Source organism: Pseudomonas corrugata, assembly GCF_050920615.1.
GTDB classification, from domain to species: Bacteria; Pseudomonadota; Gammaproteobacteria; order Pseudomonadales; family Pseudomonadaceae; genus Aquipseudomonas; species Aquipseudomonas corrugata.
In genome coordinates this window covers 4,444,518-4,462,161 of the sequence record NZ_CP130434.1, presented here as the reverse complement: position 1 = coordinate 4,462,161, position 17,644 = coordinate 4,444,518, and the positions used below count along the sequence as shown (strand labels likewise).

The window sequence follows — 17,644 nt, the reverse complement described above, 5'->3', positions numbered from 1 at the left end:
TCAAATCCTCACTGAACCGCGGCCGCAGGCGTGTTCATCAACACGATCGCAGCGGTCACCAGCAAATTGATCAGGGTCAGTGGCAGGCAGAATTTCCAGCTGAAGTCCATCACCTGGTCGTAGCGCGGGCGCGGGATGGCGGCGCGCAGCAGGACGAACAGCATGATGAAGAACGCGGTCTTCAGGGCGAACCACACGAAGGACAGTTGCGGCAGGATGTCGAACGGACCGTGCCAGCCGCCGAAGAACAGCGTCACCAGCAGTGCCGAGATCAGGACGATACCGATGTACTCGCCCACGAAGAACATGCCCCATTTCATGCCGGCGTATTCAATGTGGTAACCGTCGGCCAGTTCCTGTTCCGCTTCCGGCTGGTCGAACGGGTGACGGTGGGTCACGGCTACGCCAGCGATGAAGAAGGTACAGAAGCCGAAGAACTGCGGAATGATGAACCACAGGTTCTGGGCCTGGTACTCGACGATGTCGCGCATGTTGAACGAGCCGACCTGGACCACCACGCCCATCAGCGCCAGGCCCATGAACACCTCGTAGGACACAGTCTGGGCCGACGCCCGCAGGCTGCCCAGCAGGGCGTACTTGTTGTTGCTCGACCAGCCGGCGAACAGCACCGCGTACACCGACAGGCCGGCCATGGCGAAGAAGAACAGCAGGCCGATGTTCAGGTCCGCCACGCCCCAGGTCGGGGTGATCGGGATGATCGCAAAGGCGATCAGCAAGGCGCTCATGGCCACCACCGGCGCCAGGGTGAAAATCACCTTGTCGACAAAGGGTGGCGTCCAGTCTTCCTTGAAGAACATCTTGATCATGTCGGCGGCGATCTGGAACATGCCGAACGGGCCGACGCGGTTCGGACCGTAGCGGTCCTGCCACCAGCCCAGCAGGCGACGTTCGACAAAGCTCAGCAATGCGCCTGTGACCACCACGGCCAGCAGGATCACGATGGCCTTGAGGACCGTCAGGATCACATCGATCACTTCAGGGGTGAACCAGCTCATTGCGCTGCCTCCTGCAGACCGTCGACGGTTTTACCGAACACCGCCGGCGGGATTCCCGCCAGGCCGGCCGGCAGGGCCACCAGGCCGACGCCCAGTTCTTCATTGATGCGCAGCGGCAGACGCAGGGTCTGGCCGGCCACGTTCAGGCTCAGCAGGGCGCCGTCGTTGACACCCAGACGATCGGCTTCGGACTTGGCCAGCGCCACGTAGGCGGCCGGGATGCGTTCCTGTACCGGAGCGGCCTTGGAAGAGTTCTCTTCGCTGCCGAACAGGTGATGGAACGGCACGACCTGCCAGGTGCCCGGTGCCGGGTTGAAGGCGCGCGGCACGTTGGCGAACCAGCTCAGGCCGTCGCCATGGCTTTCGATCAGGCGGGTGCCCGGATCACCGGCACGCAGGTGACCACCGACTTCGTCCTGGAACTTGTTCCAGGCCTGCGGCGAGTTCCAGCCCGGAGACCAGGCGAACGGCACTTGCGAGCGCGGTTCGGCGGAGCCCGAGTAACCTTCCATGGAGAAGGCGAACGCGGTGTCCTGGTCCTGCGGGGTGCGCGGTTCATGAACGCTGATGTTGGCGCGCATGGCGGTGCGGCCGGAGTAACGCAGCGGTTCACGGGCCAGTTTCAGGCCCTTGATGCGGAACGCGGCGGACGGCGCGGCGTCGACGATGCCGGCCAGTTGCTCGGTGCTGGAGGCACAGGCAGCGGTGACGTGGTCGAGTTGCGTCCAGTCGATCGGCTGGTTCAGCAGGGTGGCGCGCAGGGCGTGCAGCCAGCGCCAGCCTTCGTGGACCAGGATGCTGGCGTCCAGGTATTGCGGGTCGAAGACCTGGAAGAAGCGTTGGGCGCGGCCTTCCTGGCTGACCAGCGTACCGTCGCCTTCGGCGAAGCTCGCCGCCGGCAGCACCAGGTGGGCGCGGTCGGTGGTGGCGGTCTTCTGGTGGTCGGCGACGATCACCACTTTTGCGGCGTTCAGCGCGGCGTCCACACGGGCTTTGTCGGTGCGGGTGTACAGATCGTTTTCCAGCACCACGATGGCGTCGGCGTTGCCATCGATCACCTTTTGCAGCGCGGCATCGACCGATTCGCCACCGAGCATGGCCAGGCCGAGGCTGTTGGCTTCCGGCACGACCAGGCTGATGGAACCGTTCTTCTCGCGCAGCTTCAGGGCCTTGGCGATGTTGGCGGCGGCCTCGATCAGGGCCTTAGAGCCCAGGGAGGTACCGGCGATCACCAGCGGACGCTTGGCGGCCAGCAGGGCATCGGCGATGCGCTGGACCAGGGCGGTCGCTTCGCTGTCCAGGCCTTCGACGGCCGGGGCGCTGGCGTCCAGGGCGTGGGCGACGGCAAAGCCGATGCGCGCCAGGTCGTCAGGAGCGGCGTGGACGCATTCCTCGGCGACGTCGTCGAGCTTGGTTTCAGCCAGGCTGGCGATGAACAGCGGGTTCAGCTCGTGCTGACCGATGTTCTTCACGGCAGCGTCGAGCCACGGCTGGACGCGCATGGCGTCGGCCATGTCCTCGGCCTTGCCCTTGACCGACTGGCGCAGGGCCAGGGCCATGCGTGCGGCGGTCTGGGTCAGGTCTTCGCCGAGGACGAACACGGCGTCGTGGTCTTCGATGTCGCGCATCGTCGGCACGGGCAGCGGGCTGTCCTTGAGCACTTGCAGCACCAGGCGGATGCGCTCCAGTTCAGCGGCTTCGATGCCGCTGTAGAAGTGCTCGGCGCCGACCAGTTCACGCAGTGCGTAGTTGCTTTCCAGGCTGGCCCGTGGCGAACCGATGCCGACGATGTTGCGGCCGCGCAGCAGTTCGGCGGCCTTGTCCAGGGCAGCGTCCAGGCTCAGCTTGGTACCGTCGGCCAGCAGCGGCTGGCGTGGACGATCCGTGCGGTTGACGTAGCCGTAGCCGAAGCGGCCGCGGTCGCACAGGAAATACTGGTTCACCGAACCGTTGTAGCGGTTCTCGATGCGACGCAGTTCGCCGTAGCGCTCGCCCGGACTGATGTTGCAACCGCTGGAGCAGCCGTGGCAGATGCTTGGCGAGAACTGCATGTCCCACTTGCGGTTGTAGCGCTCGGAGTGGGTCTTGTCGGTGAACACACCCGTCGGGCAGACCTCGGTGAGGTTGCCGGAGAACTCGCTTTCCAGGGTGCCGTCTTCAACGCGACCGAAGTACACGTTGTCGTGGGCGCCGAACACGCCAAGGTCGGTGCCGCCGGCGTAGTCCTTGTAATAGCGCACGCAGCGGTAGCAGGCGATGCAGCGGTTCATCTCGTGGGAGATGAACGGGCCCAGTTGCTGGTTCTGGTGGGTGCGCTTCTTGAAGCGATAACGGCGCTCGTTGTGGCCGGTCATCACGGTCATGTCTTGCAGGTGGCAGTGACCGCCTTCCTCGCAGACCGGGCAGTCGTGCGGGTGGTTGGTCATCAGCCATTCGACGACACTGGCGCGGAACGCCTTGGATTCTTCATCGTCGATGGAGATCCAGGTGTTGTCGGTGGCGGGGGTCATGCAGGACATGACGATCCGACCACGGGTGTCGTTTTCGTCGGTGTACTGCTTGACCGCGCACTGCCGGCAGGCCCCGACGCTACCAAGCGCGGGATGCCAGCAGAAATAAGGGATGTCGAGGCCTAGCGACAGACATGCCTGTAACAGGTTGTCTGCCCCGTCGACTTCGAGCGCTTTGCCGTCTACGTGGATAGTGGCCATGGTTCAAAGTTCTTCGTTGGCCCGGTGTCAGCGGGCGTGGCTAATGGAATCTTGTCGTTCGTCCGAATCCAAACAGCCTGCAAAGGCGTCATCGGACGAAAGGCGAAGGGCACGGACCCTTCGCCTTCTTAAGCGTGTTACGCGCCGACCATGGTCGGCGTGACCACCTGATTGAGGTCGCCTGCGCGGGTAGGCGCGATGCCGGCCTCGAATTCAGAGCGGAAGTATTTGATCGCGCTGCCCAACGGCTCCACGGCACCCGGTGCGTGAGCACAGAAGGTCTTGCCTGGGCCGAGGAAACCCACCAGACCCAGCAGGGTCTCGATGTCGCCGGGCTGACCTTCGCCGTTCTCGATGGCCATCAGCAGCTTGACGCTCCAGGGCAGGCCATCGCGGCAAGGGGTGCAGAAGCCGCAGGATTCACGGGAGAAAAACTGCTCCATGTTGCGCAGCAGCGACACCATGTTGACGCTGTCGTCCACCGCCATGGCCAGGCCGGTACCCATCCGGGTGCCCACCTTGGCGATGCCGCCGGCGTACATCTGTGCGTCCAGGTGCTCCGGCAACAGGAAACCGGTACCGGCACCACCGGGCTGCCAGCACTTGAGCTTGTAGCCGTCGCGCATGCCGCCGGCGTAGTCCTCGAACAGCTCGCGGCCGGTGACGCCGAAAGGCAGTTCCCACAGGCCGGGATTCTTGACCTTGCCGGAGAAGCCCATGAGCTTGGTGCCCATGTCTTCGCTGCCGTCGCGGGCCAGGGATTTGTACCAGTCCACGCCGTCGGCGATGATCGCCGGCACGTTGCACAGGGTCTCGACGTTGTTCACGCAGGTCGGCTTGCCCCACACGCCCACGGCGGCAGGGAAGGGCGGCTTGGAGCGCGGGTTGGCACGACGGCCTTCCAGGGAGTTGATCAGTGCGGTTTCTTCACCGCAGATGTAACGCCCGGCGCCGGTATGGACGAACAGCTCGAAATCGAAGCCGCTGCCCAGGATGTTCTTGCCCAGGAGGCCTGCGGCCTTGGCTTCTTCCACGGCACGGTTCAGGTGCTTGGCGGCGGTGGTGTATTCGCCGCGCAGGAAGATGTAGCCACGGTAGGTTTTCAGCGCACGGGCGCTGATCAGCATGCCCTCGATCAGCAGATGGGGCAGTTGCTCCATCAGCATGCGGTCCTTCCAGGTGTTGGGTTCCATTTCATCCGCGTTGCAGAGCAGGTAGCGGATGTCGATGGATTCGTCCTTGGGCATCAGGCCCCACTTCACGCCGGTGGGGAAGCCCGCACCGCCGCGACCCTTGAGGCCGGAGTCCTTCACGGTCTGGACGATGTCGTCCTGGGCCATGTCGGCGAACGCCTTGCGCGCGGCGGCGTAGCCGTTCTTGGCCTGGTACTCGTCCAGCCACACGGCTTCGCCGTCGTCACGCAGGCGCCAGGTCAGGGGATGGGTTTCGGCCGAGCGCTTGATGCGGTTGGCGGGCCCGAAGGAAGTCAGGGTCATACGTAGCCCTCCAGCAATTTGGCAACGCCGGCGGGTGCAACGTCACCGAAGGTGTCGTCGTCGATCATCAGCGCCGGAGCCTTGTCGCAGTTGCCCAGGCAGCACACCGGCAGCAGCGTGAAACGGCCGTCGGCGGTGGTCTGGCCGAGGCCGATGCCCAGCTTGCTCTGGATTTCGCTGACCACGGATTCGTGGCCACCGATGTAGCAGACCATGCTGTCGCAGACGCGAATGATGTGGCGGCCTACGGGTTGGCGGAAGATCTGGCTGTAGAAGGTGGCGACGCCTTCGACGTCGCTCGCCGGGATGCCGAGGATCTCGCCGATGGCGTAGAGCGCGCCGTCAGGCACCCAGCCACGTTCCTTCTGGACGATCTTCAGGGCTTCGATCGACGCCGCGCGCGGGTCTTCGTAGTGATGCAGCTCGTGCTCGATGGCCGAGCGCTCGGTTTCGCTCAGGGCGAAACGGTCTGTCTGGATAAGCGTGCTGTTCATGCTTAGCGGTCCACGTCGGCCATAACGAAATCGATACTACCCAGGTACGCGATCAAGTCCGCGACCATGCTGCCTTTGATCACCGAAGGGATCTGCTGCAGGTGCGGGTAGCTTGGGGTGCGGATCCGGGTACGGTAGCTCATGGTGCCGCCGTCGCTCGTCAGGTAATAACTGTTGATGCCCTTGGTCGCTTCGATCATCTGGAAGGACTCGTTGGCCGGCATGACCGGGCCCCACGAAACCTGCAGGAAGTGCGTGATCAGGGTCTCGATGTGCTGCAGCGTGCGCTCCTTGGGCGGCGGCGTGGTCAGCGGGTGATCCGCCTTGTACGGGCCTTCCGGCATGTTGCGCATGCATTGCTCGATGATCTTGACGCTCTGGCGCATCTCCTCGACGCGAACCATGCAGCGGTCATAGGCATCGCCGTTGGCCGCCAGCGGTACTTCGAACTCGAAGTTCTCGTAGCCGGAGTAGGGGCGTGCCTTGCGCAGGTCGAAGTCGCAACCGGTGGAACGCAGGCCTGCACCGGTGACGCCCCATTCCAGGGCTTCCTTGGTGTTGTAGGCCGCGACGCCGATGGTGCGACCCTTGAGGATGCTGTTCTGCAGGGCAGCCTTGGTGTATTCGTCCAGGCGCTTGGGCATCCACTCGACGAAGTCCTTGACCAGCTTTTCCCAGCCACGTGGCAGATCGTGGGCAACGCCACCGATGCGGTACCAGGCCGGGTGCAGGCGGAAGCCGGTGATGGCTTCGATCACCGTGTACGCCTTCTGGCGGTCGGTGAAGGTGAAGAACACCGGCGTCATGGCGCCGACGTCCTGGATGTAGGTGCCCAGGAACAGCAGGTGGCTGGTGATACGGAAGAACTCGGCCATCATGATGCGGATGACGTCGACCCGGTCCGGAACCTTGATCCCGGCCAGTTTCTCGACCGAAAGCACATACGGCAGGTTGTTCATCACGCCGCCGAGGTAGTCGATCCGGTCGGTGTACGGAATGTAGCTGTGCCAGGACTGGCGCTCGGCCATTTTCTCGGCGCCACGGTGGTGGTAGCCGACGTCCGGGACGCAGTCGACGATCTCTTCGCCGTCCAGTTGCAGGATGATGCGGAACGCACCGTGGGCCGAAGGGTGGTTCGGGCCCAGGTTGAGGAACATGTAGTCCTCGTTGGCGCCCGAACGCTTCATGCCCCAGTCTTCAGGCTTGAAGCGCGCGGCCTCTTCCTCGAGCTGTTGCTTGGCCAGGGACAGGCTGAACGGGTCGAACTCGGTGGCACGGGCCGGGTAGTCCTTGCGCAGCGGGTGACCTTCCCAGGTCGGCGGCATCATGATGCGCGTCAGGTGCGGGTGGCCGGGGAAATCGATCCCGTACATGTCCCACACTTCACGTTCGTACCAGTTGGCGTTCGGCCAGATGCCGGTCACGGTCGGCACGCTGAGGTCGCTCTCGGACAAGGCGACCTTGATCATTACGTCACTATTACGCTCGATCGACATCAGGTGATAGAACACGGTGAAGTCGACGCCGTCGGGCAGGCCCTGGCGCTTGGTGCGCAGGCGCTCGTCCACGCCGTGCAGGTCATAGAGCATGACGTACGGCTTGGGCAGGTTGCGCAGGAAGGTCAGGACTTCGACGAGTCTGGCGCGGGCAACCCAAAGCACCGGCATGCCGGTGCGGGTCGGCTGGGCGGTGAACGCCTCGGGGCCAAAACGGTTGTTCAGTTCGACGACCACATCCTGGTCGTCTGCCTTGTAGGGCGGGATGTACAGAGCACTGCCTGTAGTCATGGTTATTTATCGCTTTCGGTCAACGTAAAGAATGAAGCCAGGTTCGTGTTTCTTGTTCAGGAACAGAGCTGGATCAGACTTCGTCGGGGCTGCGCAGGTTGGTGACTGCGATACGCTGTTCGCGGCGCTGTTCCTTTTGCGACGGCATCTCGGCGCGATAGACGCCTTGATCGCCAACGACCCAGGACAGTGGGCGACGCTCCTGGCCAATCGATTCCTGCAACAGCATCAGGCCTTGCAGGAAAGCTTCGGGGCGGGGCGGGCAGCCAGGCACGTAGACGTCCACGGGCAGGAACTTGTCCACCCCTTGAACGACGGAATAGATGTCGTACATGCCACCGGAGTTGGCGCACGAACCCATGGAGATGACCCACTTCGGTTCGAGCATTTGCTCATAGAGACGCTGGATGATCGGCGCCATCTTGATGAAGCAGGTACCGGCGATAACCATGAAATCCGCCTGGCGCGGCGATGCCCGGATCACCTCGGCGCCAAAGCGCGCGATGTCGTGGGGCGCCGTGAAGGCGGTGGTCATTTCCACGTAGCAGCACGAAAGGCCGAAGTTGTACGGCCACAGGGAGTTCTTGCGACCCCAGTTGACCGTGCTGTTCAGCACGTCTTCGAGCTTGCCCATGAAGATGTTTTTGTGGACTTGATCTTCTAACGGATCGGAAACGGTTTCCCGTTCGCCAATCGGATACTGCTCGTTAGGAGCATCGGGGTCGATCCTGGTGAGATTGTATTGCATTGCCAAAGCCTCATTGTTTCAGCTTCGCTTGCCGCTTGCGCCGAGCTTCCGGAGCCCAATCAAGTGCCCCCACCCGGAAAAGGTAGACAAGACCTGCCAACAGAATTGCTATGAAAACGAGAGCTTCGACAAATCCGGTCCAGCCGCTTTCGCGGACGGACACAGACCAGGCAAAGAGAAAGAGGGCTTCGATATCGAAGATCACGAAAAGCATCGCGACCAGATAGAATTTGGCTGAGAGCCGCAAGCGGGCGCCGCCGGTAGGCAGCATGCCGGACTCGAACGGTTCGTTTTTGCTGCGGCCCCAGGCTTTTGACCCGAGCAGGCTCGACAGCCCGAGCATGAAGGCACACAGGCCGACGACACCCAGAAGGAAAATGGCAAAGCCCCAGTTGTGGGCCATGAGTCCTGTCGCTTCGGGCATGCTGGAAATCCTTAACAGAGGGCAAAGGGCCTCTGAGCTTGAAAGAAATAACGCAGTGACGATATGTCGCAGCAATCAATCGCGGTGATTTTATGGCTAAACACCGGGCAAGTAAAATTCCTGTAGCGAAATTATTTATTGGAATAAGGACATAGCGCACCTCCAAGGCTGCGCAGCCCAGGCCCAGCGGGCATTGGCCGATAATTCATCTATTATATTTCGTGCGCGGTACAACAATGATAATGCCTTGCAAATGATAATTATTGTTGTTTGTGCGGACTTTCCATCAATATCCCGGTGCAGTAGCTGAGAACTTTTCTTACAGGCTCGCTGCTGCAATTGTCAGCGCTGGCCGTTTTACTCTTTTTCGGACTGTCTGTTGCTGCGTTCGATCAATTTTTCTGAAGACTCTTCGATTTCTTGTGTCCAATGCCTGTCAGTCAGGCGGCAAGACTTGTGGGAGCCGAGCTTGCTCGCGATGGCGGTCGACCGGGCGGCATCGTTGTCGACTGACCTACCGCTATCGCGAGCAAGCTCGGCTCCCACAGGGTCGATGCTGTTCTTGAAATGCAGGCGAAAAAAAAGCCCCGAACCAGTCGGGGCGTCAGATCGTCGGCCTTGCGGTTAGCTTTTATTCGGTCCGCAAGGGCCGTTACCCATTGATCAGTGGAACTGCTCTTCTTCGGTCGAACCGGTCAGTGCGGTCACCGACGAAGCGCCGCCCTGGATCACGGTGGTCATGTCGTCGAAGTAGCCGGTGCCCACTTCCTGTTGATGAGCCACGAAGGTGTAGCCCTTGGCGGCGTCGGCAAATTCCTGCTCCTGCAGCTTCACGTAGGCGGTCATGTCGTTGCGGGCGTAGTCGTGCGCCAGGTTGAACATGCTGTGCCACATGTTGTGAATGCCGGCCAGGGTGATGAACTGGTGCTTGTAGCCCATGGCGGACAGTTCGCGCTGGAACTTGGCGATGGTCGCGTCGTCCAGGTTTTTCTTCCAGTTGAAGGAAGGCGAGCAGTTGTACGACAGGATCTGGTCCGGGTATTCCTTCTTGATCGCTTCGGCAAAGCGGCGGGCCTCATCCAGGTCCGGCTTGGCGGTTTCGCACCAGATCAGGTCGGCGTATGGGGCGTAGGCCAGGCCGCGGGCGATGGCCTGGTCGAGGCCGGCGCGCACTTTGTAGAAACCTTCCTGGGTGCGGGTACCGGTCACGAACGGCTGGTCATACGGATCGCAGTCGGAGGTCAGCAGGTCGGCGGCGTTGGCGTCGGTACGGGCCAGGATGATGGTCGGTACGCCGGCAACGTCGGCGGCCAGGCGGGCAGCGGTCAGCTTCTGCACGGCTTCCTGGGTCGGTACCAGTACTTTGCCGCCCATGTGGCCGCATTTTTTCACCGAGGCCAGTTGGTCTTCGAAGTGAACGCCAGCGGCGCCTGCCTCGATCATGCTCTTCATCAGCTCGTAGGCGTTCAGGACGCCGCCGAAACCGGCTTCGGCGTCAGCCACGATCGGTGCGAAGTAATCGATATAGCCTTCGTCGCCCGGGTTCTTGCCGGCTTTCCACTGGATCTGGTCGGCGCGACGGAACGAGTTGTTGATGCGCTTGACCACCGTCGGAACCGAATCCACCGGGTACAGCGACTGGTCGGGGTACATCGACTCGGCGGAGTTGTTGTCCGCAGCCACTTGCCAGCCCGACAGGTAGATCGCCTGGATGCCGGCCTTGACTTGCTGTACCGCCTGGCCGCCTGTCAGGGCGCCCATGCAGTTGACGAAATCTTTTTCGGGACGGAAGGATGGCTTGGCGCCCTGGGTCACCAGGTTCCACAGCTTCTCGGCGCCCATTTTCGCAAAGGTGTGCTCAGGTTGAACCGAGCCACGCAGGCGGACGACGTCAGCAGCGGAATAATTGCGCTTCACGCCTTTCCAGCGTGGGTTTTCAGCCCAGTCTTTTTCAAGGGCTGCAATTTGCTGTTCGCGTGTCAGTGCCATGGAAATAAACCTCGTCGCATCGTCGGGTGTGGAAGATTCCTGCTCCTGCCGATCCGCCAGTCATTGGCGAAGAAGGCTGCTCGCTGGCCAGGGGGCCGGGCATACAAGTCGGTTCAGGCGGGGAGGCGACGGGATGAACGATGGGCTCGAGGGGAAAGTGAGCAGGTAGAGGCGGACTGCGGGCGCATTCGGGCGTCGTGGGCCCTTGTACGAACTCAGAGTGATGCCGGGTTACCTAGTTACGCTTCCGTCCCTCGGGACAACTTCGTTCCAGTCGCAACCTCGTCAAACACACCTTGTGGGCGGTACAGACACGAATCGGCTTGCGGGGTAGATGCAAGCGGCGACCCGAAGGCCCTTGCCAGGGCCCCTGATTAGCGGGAGCGAGGCCATCATGCCTTCGGTTTTTTGGCTCGTCAAACGTTTTGTAGTGCTTTTTTTCAAGCACTACATCTTTGGTCTAATACGACTCGTCAGTCAGTTTCTGGTGCTTCAGTTCAGGGTGTCGACCTTGACCCGCAGAATCATGTCGTCACGGCCTTGTGTCGAGTAGCTGCGGGTCAGGCCCTGTTTGTCGGCCTGGGTCTGGCGATTCACGCCGGCCAGCGTGATCCATTCGCCCAGCCGTCCGCTGACAGTTGTGTCGGTACTCTGAACGTTCACTACATCGGGACGTTCCTGGCTCATGCGGTCACGGTTGGTACTGATGCTCAGATGAACGGTCTCGCCGGTGACGCTCGCCGTGACGTAGAAGCCTTGGGTGACGTTGCGGTATTCAGTCTGGCTTTGCATGCGACCGTAGGTGTCCGTCTGGTTACTGGTGAACGGTACGCTCTGACCCACCTGAATCAGCGCCGGCTGGCCTTCGCTGGCTTGTACCTGTTGCACGCCGCCGTCACGGCTGGCCGTGCTGCGGTTGATGATGCGGGTCTGGCTGGGGGCGGCTCCGTTGATGGAGTAGCCCTGGTCGCCCTGCAGGTTGTTTTCGTTGGTGTCGACCGTGATCAGCAAGCGTCTGGGAGCGGTGTCCAATTGGGCCAGGAATTGCCGGAGTTCTTCAATCTTGCCGGGGTCGGCATTGACGATCAGCTGGTTGCCGTAGGCGCTGACCTGGCCGTCCTTGCCGATGAAATTCTGCGCTACCGGGAGCAGATCGGCGCTGGTGCGGTAGTTCAACGGCACGACTTGCGTGTCGGCCATGACCGACAGGCTGCAGCCGAGCAGCAGGGTGGCCAGGAGGGTGCGTAAGGACATTCCATTTCTCCGCGGGACAAAGGCTTGATATTGCCAGTTTGTCGGCCCAGGGTGGGGCAAGTTGAATGATAGACGGCAAAACGCCCCGGCATCGGGGATGGCGGGGCGTTTCAGGTGTTGCAAGGTGGTCTTGTGGCGAGGGGATTTATCCCCGCTGGGCAGCGAAGCAGCCCCTAAATCAATCGCCGCGGTGTATCAGGTCAATGTAATTCAACCCCATTGGGGCTGCTACGCAGCCCAGCGCGGATAAATCCCCTCGCCACAGATAAATCCCCCTCAGAGGATCGTGTCAGGCTGAGTGCCGGACCATGTCCACATGGGGAATTCCTGCTTCCAGGAACTCCTCGCTGACCACCGCAAAACCCAGCCGCTCATAGAACGGCGTGGCATGCACCTGGGCGCTGAGCTTCTGTTGCTTGAGCCCGCGTTTCTCGGCTTCGGCGATCAGCGCGTGCATCAGCGCATCGCCCACTTTCAGGCCGCGCCAGTCCTTGAGCACCGAGACACGGCCAATGTGACCGTCGGTCAGCAGGCGCGCGGTGCCGATGGGGAAATCGCCTTCGAAGGCGAGGAAATGCACCGCGCTCTGATCGTCGGCATCCCATTCCAGCTCGGGTGGGACGGACTGCTCGACAATGAATACGCTCTCACGAATGCGCCGGATCTCGGCGTTGTCCTTCTGCCAGTCTGCGACACGAACGTGGATTTTATTCATCGGCGAACCCCAGGCTGCCTTGCTTGACCAGCTCACAGATCAGGCCGCGACCGTCTTCGTCGGCCAGCCATGGGCTGAGGTTTTCAATGTGCAGGGCATCGGCCGCGCAGATCATTTTCAGCAGTTCGCGCAGCTTGCCTGGCAGGTAGCGGCTCTGACCGCTGGCGAACAGCAGCAGGTCGTCATCGACTTCCGACCAGGCCAGGCGCGCGCTCGGATTGCGGATGATCACGGCACCCTGTTCCAGGCCGGCCAGCAGGTCGTCTTCTTCCAGTTCCGGCCCTACCACCAGTTCCGGGTAGCGCGGCTCGGTCATGAACTGGCCGAACCAGGTCAGTAGCAGGCGTTCGTCGCTCATGTGCTCGGCCAGCAAACCCTTGAGGCGGTCGAGGGCGTCGTGTTGGATCTGATGTGGATCGCTCACCGGGCGCGCGTCGGCGTCGGTGTAGCGTTCCTCGTCCGGCAGGAACTGGCTGAGGAAGTCGGTGAAGTGGGTCAGTACTTCGGCGGCGCTTGGTGCGCGGAACCCTACGGAGTAGGTCAAGCAGTCATCCACAGCTACGCCGCAGTGGGCCAGGCGCGGCGGCAGGTAGAGCATGTCACCTGGCTCCAGGACCCACTCGTCGGTGGCCTCGAAGTTGGCAAGAATGCGCAGGTCGGCATGGGGCAGCAGCGGGCTGTCGGAGTCGCACATCTGGCCGATTTTCCAGTTGCGCTTACCGTGGCCCTGCAGCAGGAACACGTCGTAATTATCGAAGTGCGGGCCGACGCTGCCACCCGGGGCGGCGAAGCTGATCATCACGTCGTCGATGCGCCAGCTCGGCAGGAAGCGGAAGTGCTCCAGCAGCTCGCTGACTTCCGGGACGAACTGATCTACCGCTTGCACCAGCAAGGTCCAGTCGCGCTCCGGCAGCTTGCTGAACTCGTCTTCGGCGAACGGGCCGCGACGCAGCTCCCAAGGGCGCTCGCCGTGCTCGAGCACCAGGCGCGATTCGACTTCTTCTTCCAGGGCCAGGCCGGCCAGTTCGTCGGCATCGATCGGGCTTTCGAATTCAGGAATCGCCTGGCGGATCAGCAACGGTTTCTTCTGCCAGTAGTCGCGCAGGAACTCCCGTGCCGTGATGCCGCCCAGGAGTTGCAGAGGAATATCAGGATTCATGTGTAACCTATTGAAAAAATATACTTTTCAGACGCGAATAAAAACGCCCGGCGCGGCCGGGCGTCTCAAGGGTGTAGCCGTGTCTCAGATGCGTTTGGCTTGTGCCGCGGCGTTGCCGATGTAGCTGGCCGGGGTCAGCTTCTTCAGCTCCGACTTGGCATCGGCAGGCATATCCAGGCCGTCGATGAAAGTCTGCAACGCTTCGGGGCTGATGCCCTTGCCACGGGTCAGTTCTTTCAGTTTTTCGTACGGGTTTTCGATGTTGTAGCGACGCATGACGGTCTGGATCGGCTCAGCCAGGACTTCCCAGCAGGCATCCAGGTCGGCGGCGATCTTCTGCTCGTTCAGCTCCAGCTTGCCGATACCCTTGAGGCTGGCTTCGTAGGCAATGACGCTGTGGGCGAAACCCACGCCCAGGTTGCGCAGCACGGTGGAGTCGGTCAGGTCACGCTGCCAGCGGGAGATCGGCAGTTTGCTCGCCAGGTGCTGGAACAGTGCGTTGGCGATGCCCAGGTTGCCTTCGGAGTTTTCGAAGTCGATCGGGTTGACCTTGTGCGGCATGGTCGAGGAACCGATTTCGCCGGCAATGGTGCGCTGCTTGAAGTAGCCCAGGGAGATATACCCCCAGATGTCGCGGTCGAAGTCGATCAGGATGGTATTGAAGCGCGCGATCGCGTCGAACAGCTCGGCGATGTAGTCATGCGGTTCGATCTGGGTGGTGTATGGGTTGAAGCTCAGGCCCAGCTCGTCTTCGATGAAGGCGCGGGCGTTGGCTTCCCAGTCGATTTCCGGGTAGGCCGACAGGTGGGCGTTGTAGTTGCCCACGGCGCCGTTGATCTTGCCCAGCAGAGGCACGGCGGCAACTTGAGCGATCTGGCGCTCCAGGCGGTACACCACGTTCGCCAGCTCTTTGCCCAGGGTGGTCGGCGACGCGGGTTGACCATGGGTGCGCGACAGCATCGGCACGTCGGCGAAACGGATCGCCAGTTCGCGGATGGCCTGGGCAATCTGGCGCATCAGCGGCAGCATCACGTCGTCACGACCTTCACGAAGCATCAGGGCGTGGGACAGGTTGTTGATGTCCTCGCTGGTGCAGGCGAAGTGGATGAACTCACTGACGTTGGCCAATTCCGGCAGCTTGGCCGCCTGCTCCTTGAGCAGGTATTCGATCGCCTTGACGTCGTGGTTGGTGGTGCGTTCGATCTCTTTGACGCGCTCGGCGTGCTCCAGCGCGAAATTCTCTGCCAGAGTGTTCAGCACCGCGTTGGCTTCGGCGGAAAACGCCGGGACTTCGCCGATGGCGGGGTGGGCGGCCAGGCGCTGGAGCCAGCGCACTTCAACCAGGACGCGGGCACGGATCAGGCCGTACTCGCTGAAAATCGGGCGCAGGGCCTGGGTTTTGCCGGCGTAGCGGCCGTCTACAGGGGAAACCGCAGTGAGCGAAGAGAGCTGCATGGGGTGTTCTCGGACAGTCGGGCAACGAAATGGGGCGCGTATCATACATGAAAACAAGCGCCGGTCCGTCGCCAACTGACCGGCGTATTACGCGTGATGAAGTAAAAAAACGGGTTGAGGCGACTTATTCGTTGCGCATCAACGGGTAAAGCTCTTTCAACAGTTTGCGTCGGCTGATCACCAACTGCCAGCGATGCCCACCCAGTTGCCGCCACAGCCGCGCCGAACGGATGCCCGCCAGTAACAGGGCGCGAATTTTCGAGGCGTTGCTCGGTTGCTGCAGGTTGCGCATGTCGCCGTGCACCTGGATGCGCTGGCGCAGGGTGCTCAAGGTGTCCTGATACAGGGCGCCGCAGGCGGCGACGACGTTTTCGTGGGACGGGCCGAAGTGCTCGACCTGGGACTGGATCTGCGGCAGGCGCTTGCCGATGGTGTCCAGCAGGTCGTCGCGCTTGGCGAGCTGGCGTTCAAGGCCCAGCATCGACAGGGCATAGCGCAGCGGCTCGCGTTGCAGGGCGCTGGGATCGCGCTCCAGGGCGCCGATCAGTGCGCGGTAGCCTTCGCGCAGGTTCAAGTCGTCGCCGCCGTAGACTTCCAGGGTGTCCCTGGGGTCGCGTACCAGCAGGCTGCCGAGCATGCAGCTCAGGCCGGCCTCGGAGGTCTGGCCGGTCTTGGCGATCCGGTCCACCAGCACGGCGGCGAGAAACACACCGCCCAGCGCCGTCAGTTGCTCCTGGGTCGGGCTCATGCCTTGCTGCTCCACGGCTCTGCGACTTCGATCACGCCGCCGCCCAGGCAGATTTCACCGTCGTAGAACACCACGGACTGGCCGGGCGTCACCGCCCGTTGCGGATCGTCGAAGGTGGCACGGTAGCCCGTGGCGGTCTTTTCCAGGGTGCAGGGCTGGTCGCTCTGGCGATAGCGCACCTTGGCCGTCAGGCGGCGCGGTTCGCTCAGGTCGATCGGGTTGACCCAATAGATGTCGGAGGCGAGCAGGGCGCGGGAAAACAGCCAAGGGTGGTCGTTGCCCTGGCCGACGATCAACTCGTTGTGCTCCAGGTCCTTGATCAGTACGTACCACGGCTCTTCGCCGGCGTCTTTCAAGCCGCCGATGCCCAGGCCCTGACGCTGGCCGATGGTGTGGTACATCAGGCCATGATGACGGCCGATGACTTCGCCTTCGGTGGTCTTGATCTCGCCCGGCTGCGCCGGCAGGTACTGCTTGAGAAAATCGCTGAAGCGGCGCTCGCCAATGAAGCAGATCCCGGTGGAGTCTTTCTTCTTGGCGGTGGCGAGGGTATGTCTTTCGGCGATGGCCCGCACTTCGGGCTTCTCCAGTTCACCTACCGGGAACAGGGTCTTGGCAATCTGTTCGCCGCCGACGGCGTGCAGGAAGTAGCTCTGGTCCTTGTTCGGGTCCAGGCCCTTGAGCAGTTCGGTGCGCCCGTCGATGTCGCGGCGGCGCACGTAGTGACCGGTGGCGATCAGGTCGGCGCCCAGCATCATGGCGTAGTCGAGGAACGCCTTGAACTTGATTTCGCGGTTGCAGAGGATGTCCGGGTTCGGCGTGCGACCGGCCTTGTACTCGGCCAGGAAGTGTTCGAACACGTTGTCCCAGTACTCGGCGGCGAAGTTGGCGGTGTGCAGCTTGATGCCGATCTTGTCGCACACGGCCTGGGCGTCCGCCAGGTCGTCCATGGCAGTGCAGTATTCGGTCCCGTCGTCTTCCTCCCAGTTCTTCATGAACAGGCCTTCCACCTCATATCCCTGCTCGATCAGCAGGAGGGCGGAAACGGAAGAGTCCACGCCGCCGGACATGCCGACAATGACGCGCTTCTTGGTGGTGCCGGAAGTATCTGGATCACGCATAGGAATTCAATGAGTGTCTTGAAAAAGGACGCGATTCTATCAGGCCCGGGCGCGCAAGGCTAAAGGGAAGGACGTATCAGTGCCAGGCTGTGGCGATGACCGGCCAGATAATCGTCGATGCAGCGGATGATCAGATCGCTGCGCCAATGGTCGCGTTGTTCAAGCAGTTCGTCGCGGGTCAGCCATCGGGCGCCCAGGATGCCGTCATCCAACTGATAGTCGGGGTGGTGTTCGAGCGCTTTGGCGGCGAAACAGACCCGCTGATAGGTCACGCCATTGCTGGGAGCGGTATACAAGTAGATGCCCACCACGCTGGTGGGCTCGACGTCCCAGCCGGTTTCTTCCAGGGTTTCGCGCACGGCGGCCTCAATCAGGGTTTCATCCGGGTCCAGGTGTCCGGCGGGCTGGTTGAGCACCGCGCGCCCGCCCTTGGATTCCTCCACCATCAGGAAACGGCCGTTGTCCTCGACGATGGTGGCGACGGTGATGTGGGGTTTCCAATCCATGTGGTTTCCTCGAAATTTGAA

General features: G+C 62.1%; 15 protein-coding genes. All 15 read right to left on the bottom strand.

Annotated features, from left to right (window positions below; genetic code table 11):
* Positions 1 to 8 precede the first annotated feature (8 nt).
* The 15 genes from nuoH to QZH45_RS19415 all read right to left on the bottom strand — a co-directional run bounded on the left by nuoH (position 9) and on the right by QZH45_RS19415 (position 17,623).
* Positions 9 to 1,016, bottom strand: coding sequence for an NADH-quinone oxidoreductase subunit NuoH (nuoH, locus tag QZH45_RS19485; protein WP_024779319.1), 1,008 nt, complete (start codon positions 1,014 to 1,016; stop codon positions 9 to 11).
* Positions 1,013 to 3,727, bottom strand: a complete 2,715-nt coding sequence (gene nuoG, locus QZH45_RS19480) for an NADH-quinone oxidoreductase subunit NuoG (protein ID WP_024779318.1) — start codon at positions 3,725 to 3,727, stop codon at positions 1,013 to 1,015. Before nuoG ends, nuoH begins: the two co-directional genes overlap by 4 nt.
* Positions 3,728 to 3,864: 137 nt before the next feature.
* Positions 3,865 to 5,223, bottom strand: coding sequence for an NADH-quinone oxidoreductase subunit NuoF (gene nuoF / locus QZH45_RS19475; protein WP_024779317.1), 1,359 nt, complete (start codon positions 5,221 to 5,223; stop codon positions 3,865 to 3,867).
* Positions 5,220 to 5,717: an NADH-quinone oxidoreductase subunit NuoE gene (nuoE, locus tag QZH45_RS19470; protein WP_024779316.1), complete on the bottom strand. Its 498-nt coding sequence runs from the start codon at positions 5,715 to 5,717 to the stop codon at positions 5,220 to 5,222. Before nuoE ends, nuoF begins: the two co-directional genes overlap by 4 nt.
* A 2-nt stretch (positions 5,718 to 5,719) precedes the next feature.
* Positions 5,720 to 7,504 carry an NADH-quinone oxidoreductase subunit C/D gene (nuoC, locus tag QZH45_RS19465; RefSeq protein WP_024779315.1) on the bottom strand — a complete coding sequence of 595 codons (1,785 nt, stop codon included), beginning with the start codon at positions 7,502 to 7,504 and terminating at the stop codon, positions 5,720 to 5,722.
* A gap of 73 nt (positions 7,505 to 7,577) precedes the next feature.
* On the bottom strand, positions 7,578 to 8,252 hold the full coding sequence (locus QZH45_RS19460; protein WP_024779314.1) for a NuoB/complex I 20 kDa subunit family protein: 675 nt from the start codon (positions 8,250 to 8,252) through the stop codon (positions 7,578 to 7,580).
* A 10-nt stretch (positions 8,253 to 8,262) separates the two neighbouring features.
* Positions 8,263 to 8,676: an NADH-quinone oxidoreductase subunit A gene (locus QZH45_RS19455; protein WP_024779313.1), complete on the bottom strand. Its 414-nt coding sequence runs from the start codon at positions 8,674 to 8,676 to the stop codon at positions 8,263 to 8,265.
* A 663-nt stretch (positions 8,677 to 9,339) separates the two neighbouring features.
* On the bottom strand, positions 9,340 to 10,665 hold the full coding sequence (aceA, locus tag QZH45_RS19450; protein WP_024779312.1) for an isocitrate lyase: 1,326 nt from the start codon (positions 10,663 to 10,665) through the stop codon (positions 9,340 to 9,342).
* A 492-nt stretch (positions 10,666 to 11,157) separates the two neighbouring features.
* Positions 11,158 to 11,919 (bottom strand): secretin N-terminal domain-containing protein, encoded by a 762-nt coding sequence (locus tag QZH45_RS19445; protein WP_024779311.1) that lies wholly within the window; start codon positions 11,917 to 11,919, stop codon positions 11,158 to 11,160.
* A 289-nt stretch (positions 11,920 to 12,208) separates the two neighbouring features.
* Positions 12,209 to 12,634, bottom strand: coding sequence for a GNAT family N-acetyltransferase (locus QZH45_RS19440; protein WP_024779310.1), 426 nt, complete (start codon positions 12,632 to 12,634; stop codon positions 12,209 to 12,211).
* A complete protein-coding gene (locus QZH45_RS19435; protein WP_024779309.1) occupies positions 12,627 to 13,793 on the bottom strand; it encodes a cupin domain-containing protein in 1,167 nt (388 codons plus the stop codon). The genes QZH45_RS19440 and QZH45_RS19435 overlap by 8 nt, the downstream gene beginning before the upstream one ends.
* An 84-nt stretch (positions 13,794 to 13,877) precedes the next feature.
* On the bottom strand, positions 13,878 to 15,248 hold the full coding sequence (gene purB, locus QZH45_RS19430) for an adenylosuccinate lyase (protein WP_024779308.1): 1,371 nt from the start codon (positions 15,246 to 15,248) through the stop codon (positions 13,878 to 13,880).
* A gap of 124 nt (positions 15,249 to 15,372) precedes the next feature.
* Positions 15,373 to 15,996: a high frequency lysogenization protein HflD gene (hflD, locus tag QZH45_RS19425; RefSeq protein WP_024779307.1), complete on the bottom strand. Its 624-nt coding sequence runs from the start codon at positions 15,994 to 15,996 to the stop codon at positions 15,373 to 15,375.
* Positions 15,993 to 17,117 (bottom strand): tRNA 2-thiouridine(34) synthase MnmA, encoded by a 1,125-nt coding sequence (gene mnmA / locus QZH45_RS19420; RefSeq protein WP_055135446.1) that lies wholly within the window; start codon positions 17,115 to 17,117, stop codon positions 15,993 to 15,995. The genes hflD and mnmA overlap by 4 nt, the downstream gene beginning before the upstream one ends.
* Positions 17,118 to 17,176: 59 nt before the next feature.
* Positions 17,177 to 17,623, bottom strand: a complete 447-nt coding sequence (locus QZH45_RS19415) for an NUDIX hydrolase (RefSeq protein ID WP_024779305.1) — start codon at positions 17,621 to 17,623, stop codon at positions 17,177 to 17,179.
* Positions 17,624 to 17,644 lie beyond the last annotated feature (21 nt).

Excerpts from the sequence above, each read along its gene's own strand:
- QZH45_RS19460 (WP_024779314.1), bottom strand. The coding sequence starts at position 8,252 with ATGCAATACAATCTCACCAGGATCGACCCCGATGCTCCTAACGAGCAG.
- QZH45_RS19415 (WP_024779305.1), bottom strand. The coding sequence starts at position 17,623 with ATGGATTGGAAACCCCACATCACCGTCGCCACCATCGTCGAGGACAAC.
- mnmA (WP_055135446.1), bottom strand. The coding sequence starts at position 17,117 with ATGCGTGATCCAGATACTTCCGGCACCACCAAGAAGCGCGTCATTGTC.
- nuoF (WP_024779317.1), bottom strand. The coding sequence starts at position 5,223 with ATGACCCTGACTTCCTTCGGGCCCGCCAACCGCATCAAGCGCTCGGCC.
- nuoE (WP_024779316.1), bottom strand. The coding sequence starts at position 5,717 with ATGAACAGCACGCTTATCCAGACAGACCGTTTCGCCCTGAGCGAAACC.
- nuoC (WP_024779315.1), bottom strand. The coding sequence starts at position 7,504 with ATGACTACAGGCAGTGCTCTGTACATCCCGCCCTACAAGGCAGACGAC.
- aceA (WP_024779312.1), bottom strand. The coding sequence starts at position 10,665 with ATGGCACTGACACGCGAACAGCAAATTGCAGCCCTTGAAAAAGACTGG.
- QZH45_RS19455 (WP_024779313.1), bottom strand. The coding sequence starts at position 8,676 with ATGCCCGAAGCGACAGGACTCATGGCCCACAACTGGGGCTTTGCCATT.
- QZH45_RS19440 (WP_024779310.1), bottom strand. The coding sequence starts at position 12,634 with ATGAATAAAATCCACGTTCGTGTCGCAGACTGGCAGAAGGACAACGCC.
- QZH45_RS19435 (WP_024779309.1), bottom strand. The coding sequence starts at position 13,793 with ATGAATCCTGATATTCCTCTGCAACTCCTGGGCGGCATCACGGCACGG.
- QZH45_RS19445 (WP_024779311.1), bottom strand. The coding sequence starts at position 11,919 with ATGTCCTTACGCACCCTCCTGGCCACCCTGCTGCTCGGCTGCAGCCTG.
- hflD (WP_024779307.1), bottom strand. The coding sequence starts at position 15,996 with ATGAGCCCGACCCAGGAGCAACTGACGGCGCTGGGCGGTGTGTTTCTC.
- nuoH (WP_024779319.1), bottom strand. The coding sequence starts at position 1,016 with ATGAGCTGGTTCACCCCTGAAGTGATCGATGTGATCCTGACGGTCCTC.
- nuoG (WP_024779318.1), bottom strand. The coding sequence starts at position 3,727 with ATGGCCACTATCCACGTAGACGGCAAAGCGCTCGAAGTCGACGGGGCA.
- purB (WP_024779308.1), bottom strand. The coding sequence starts at position 15,248 with ATGCAGCTCTCTTCGCTCACTGCGGTTTCCCCTGTAGACGGCCGCTAC.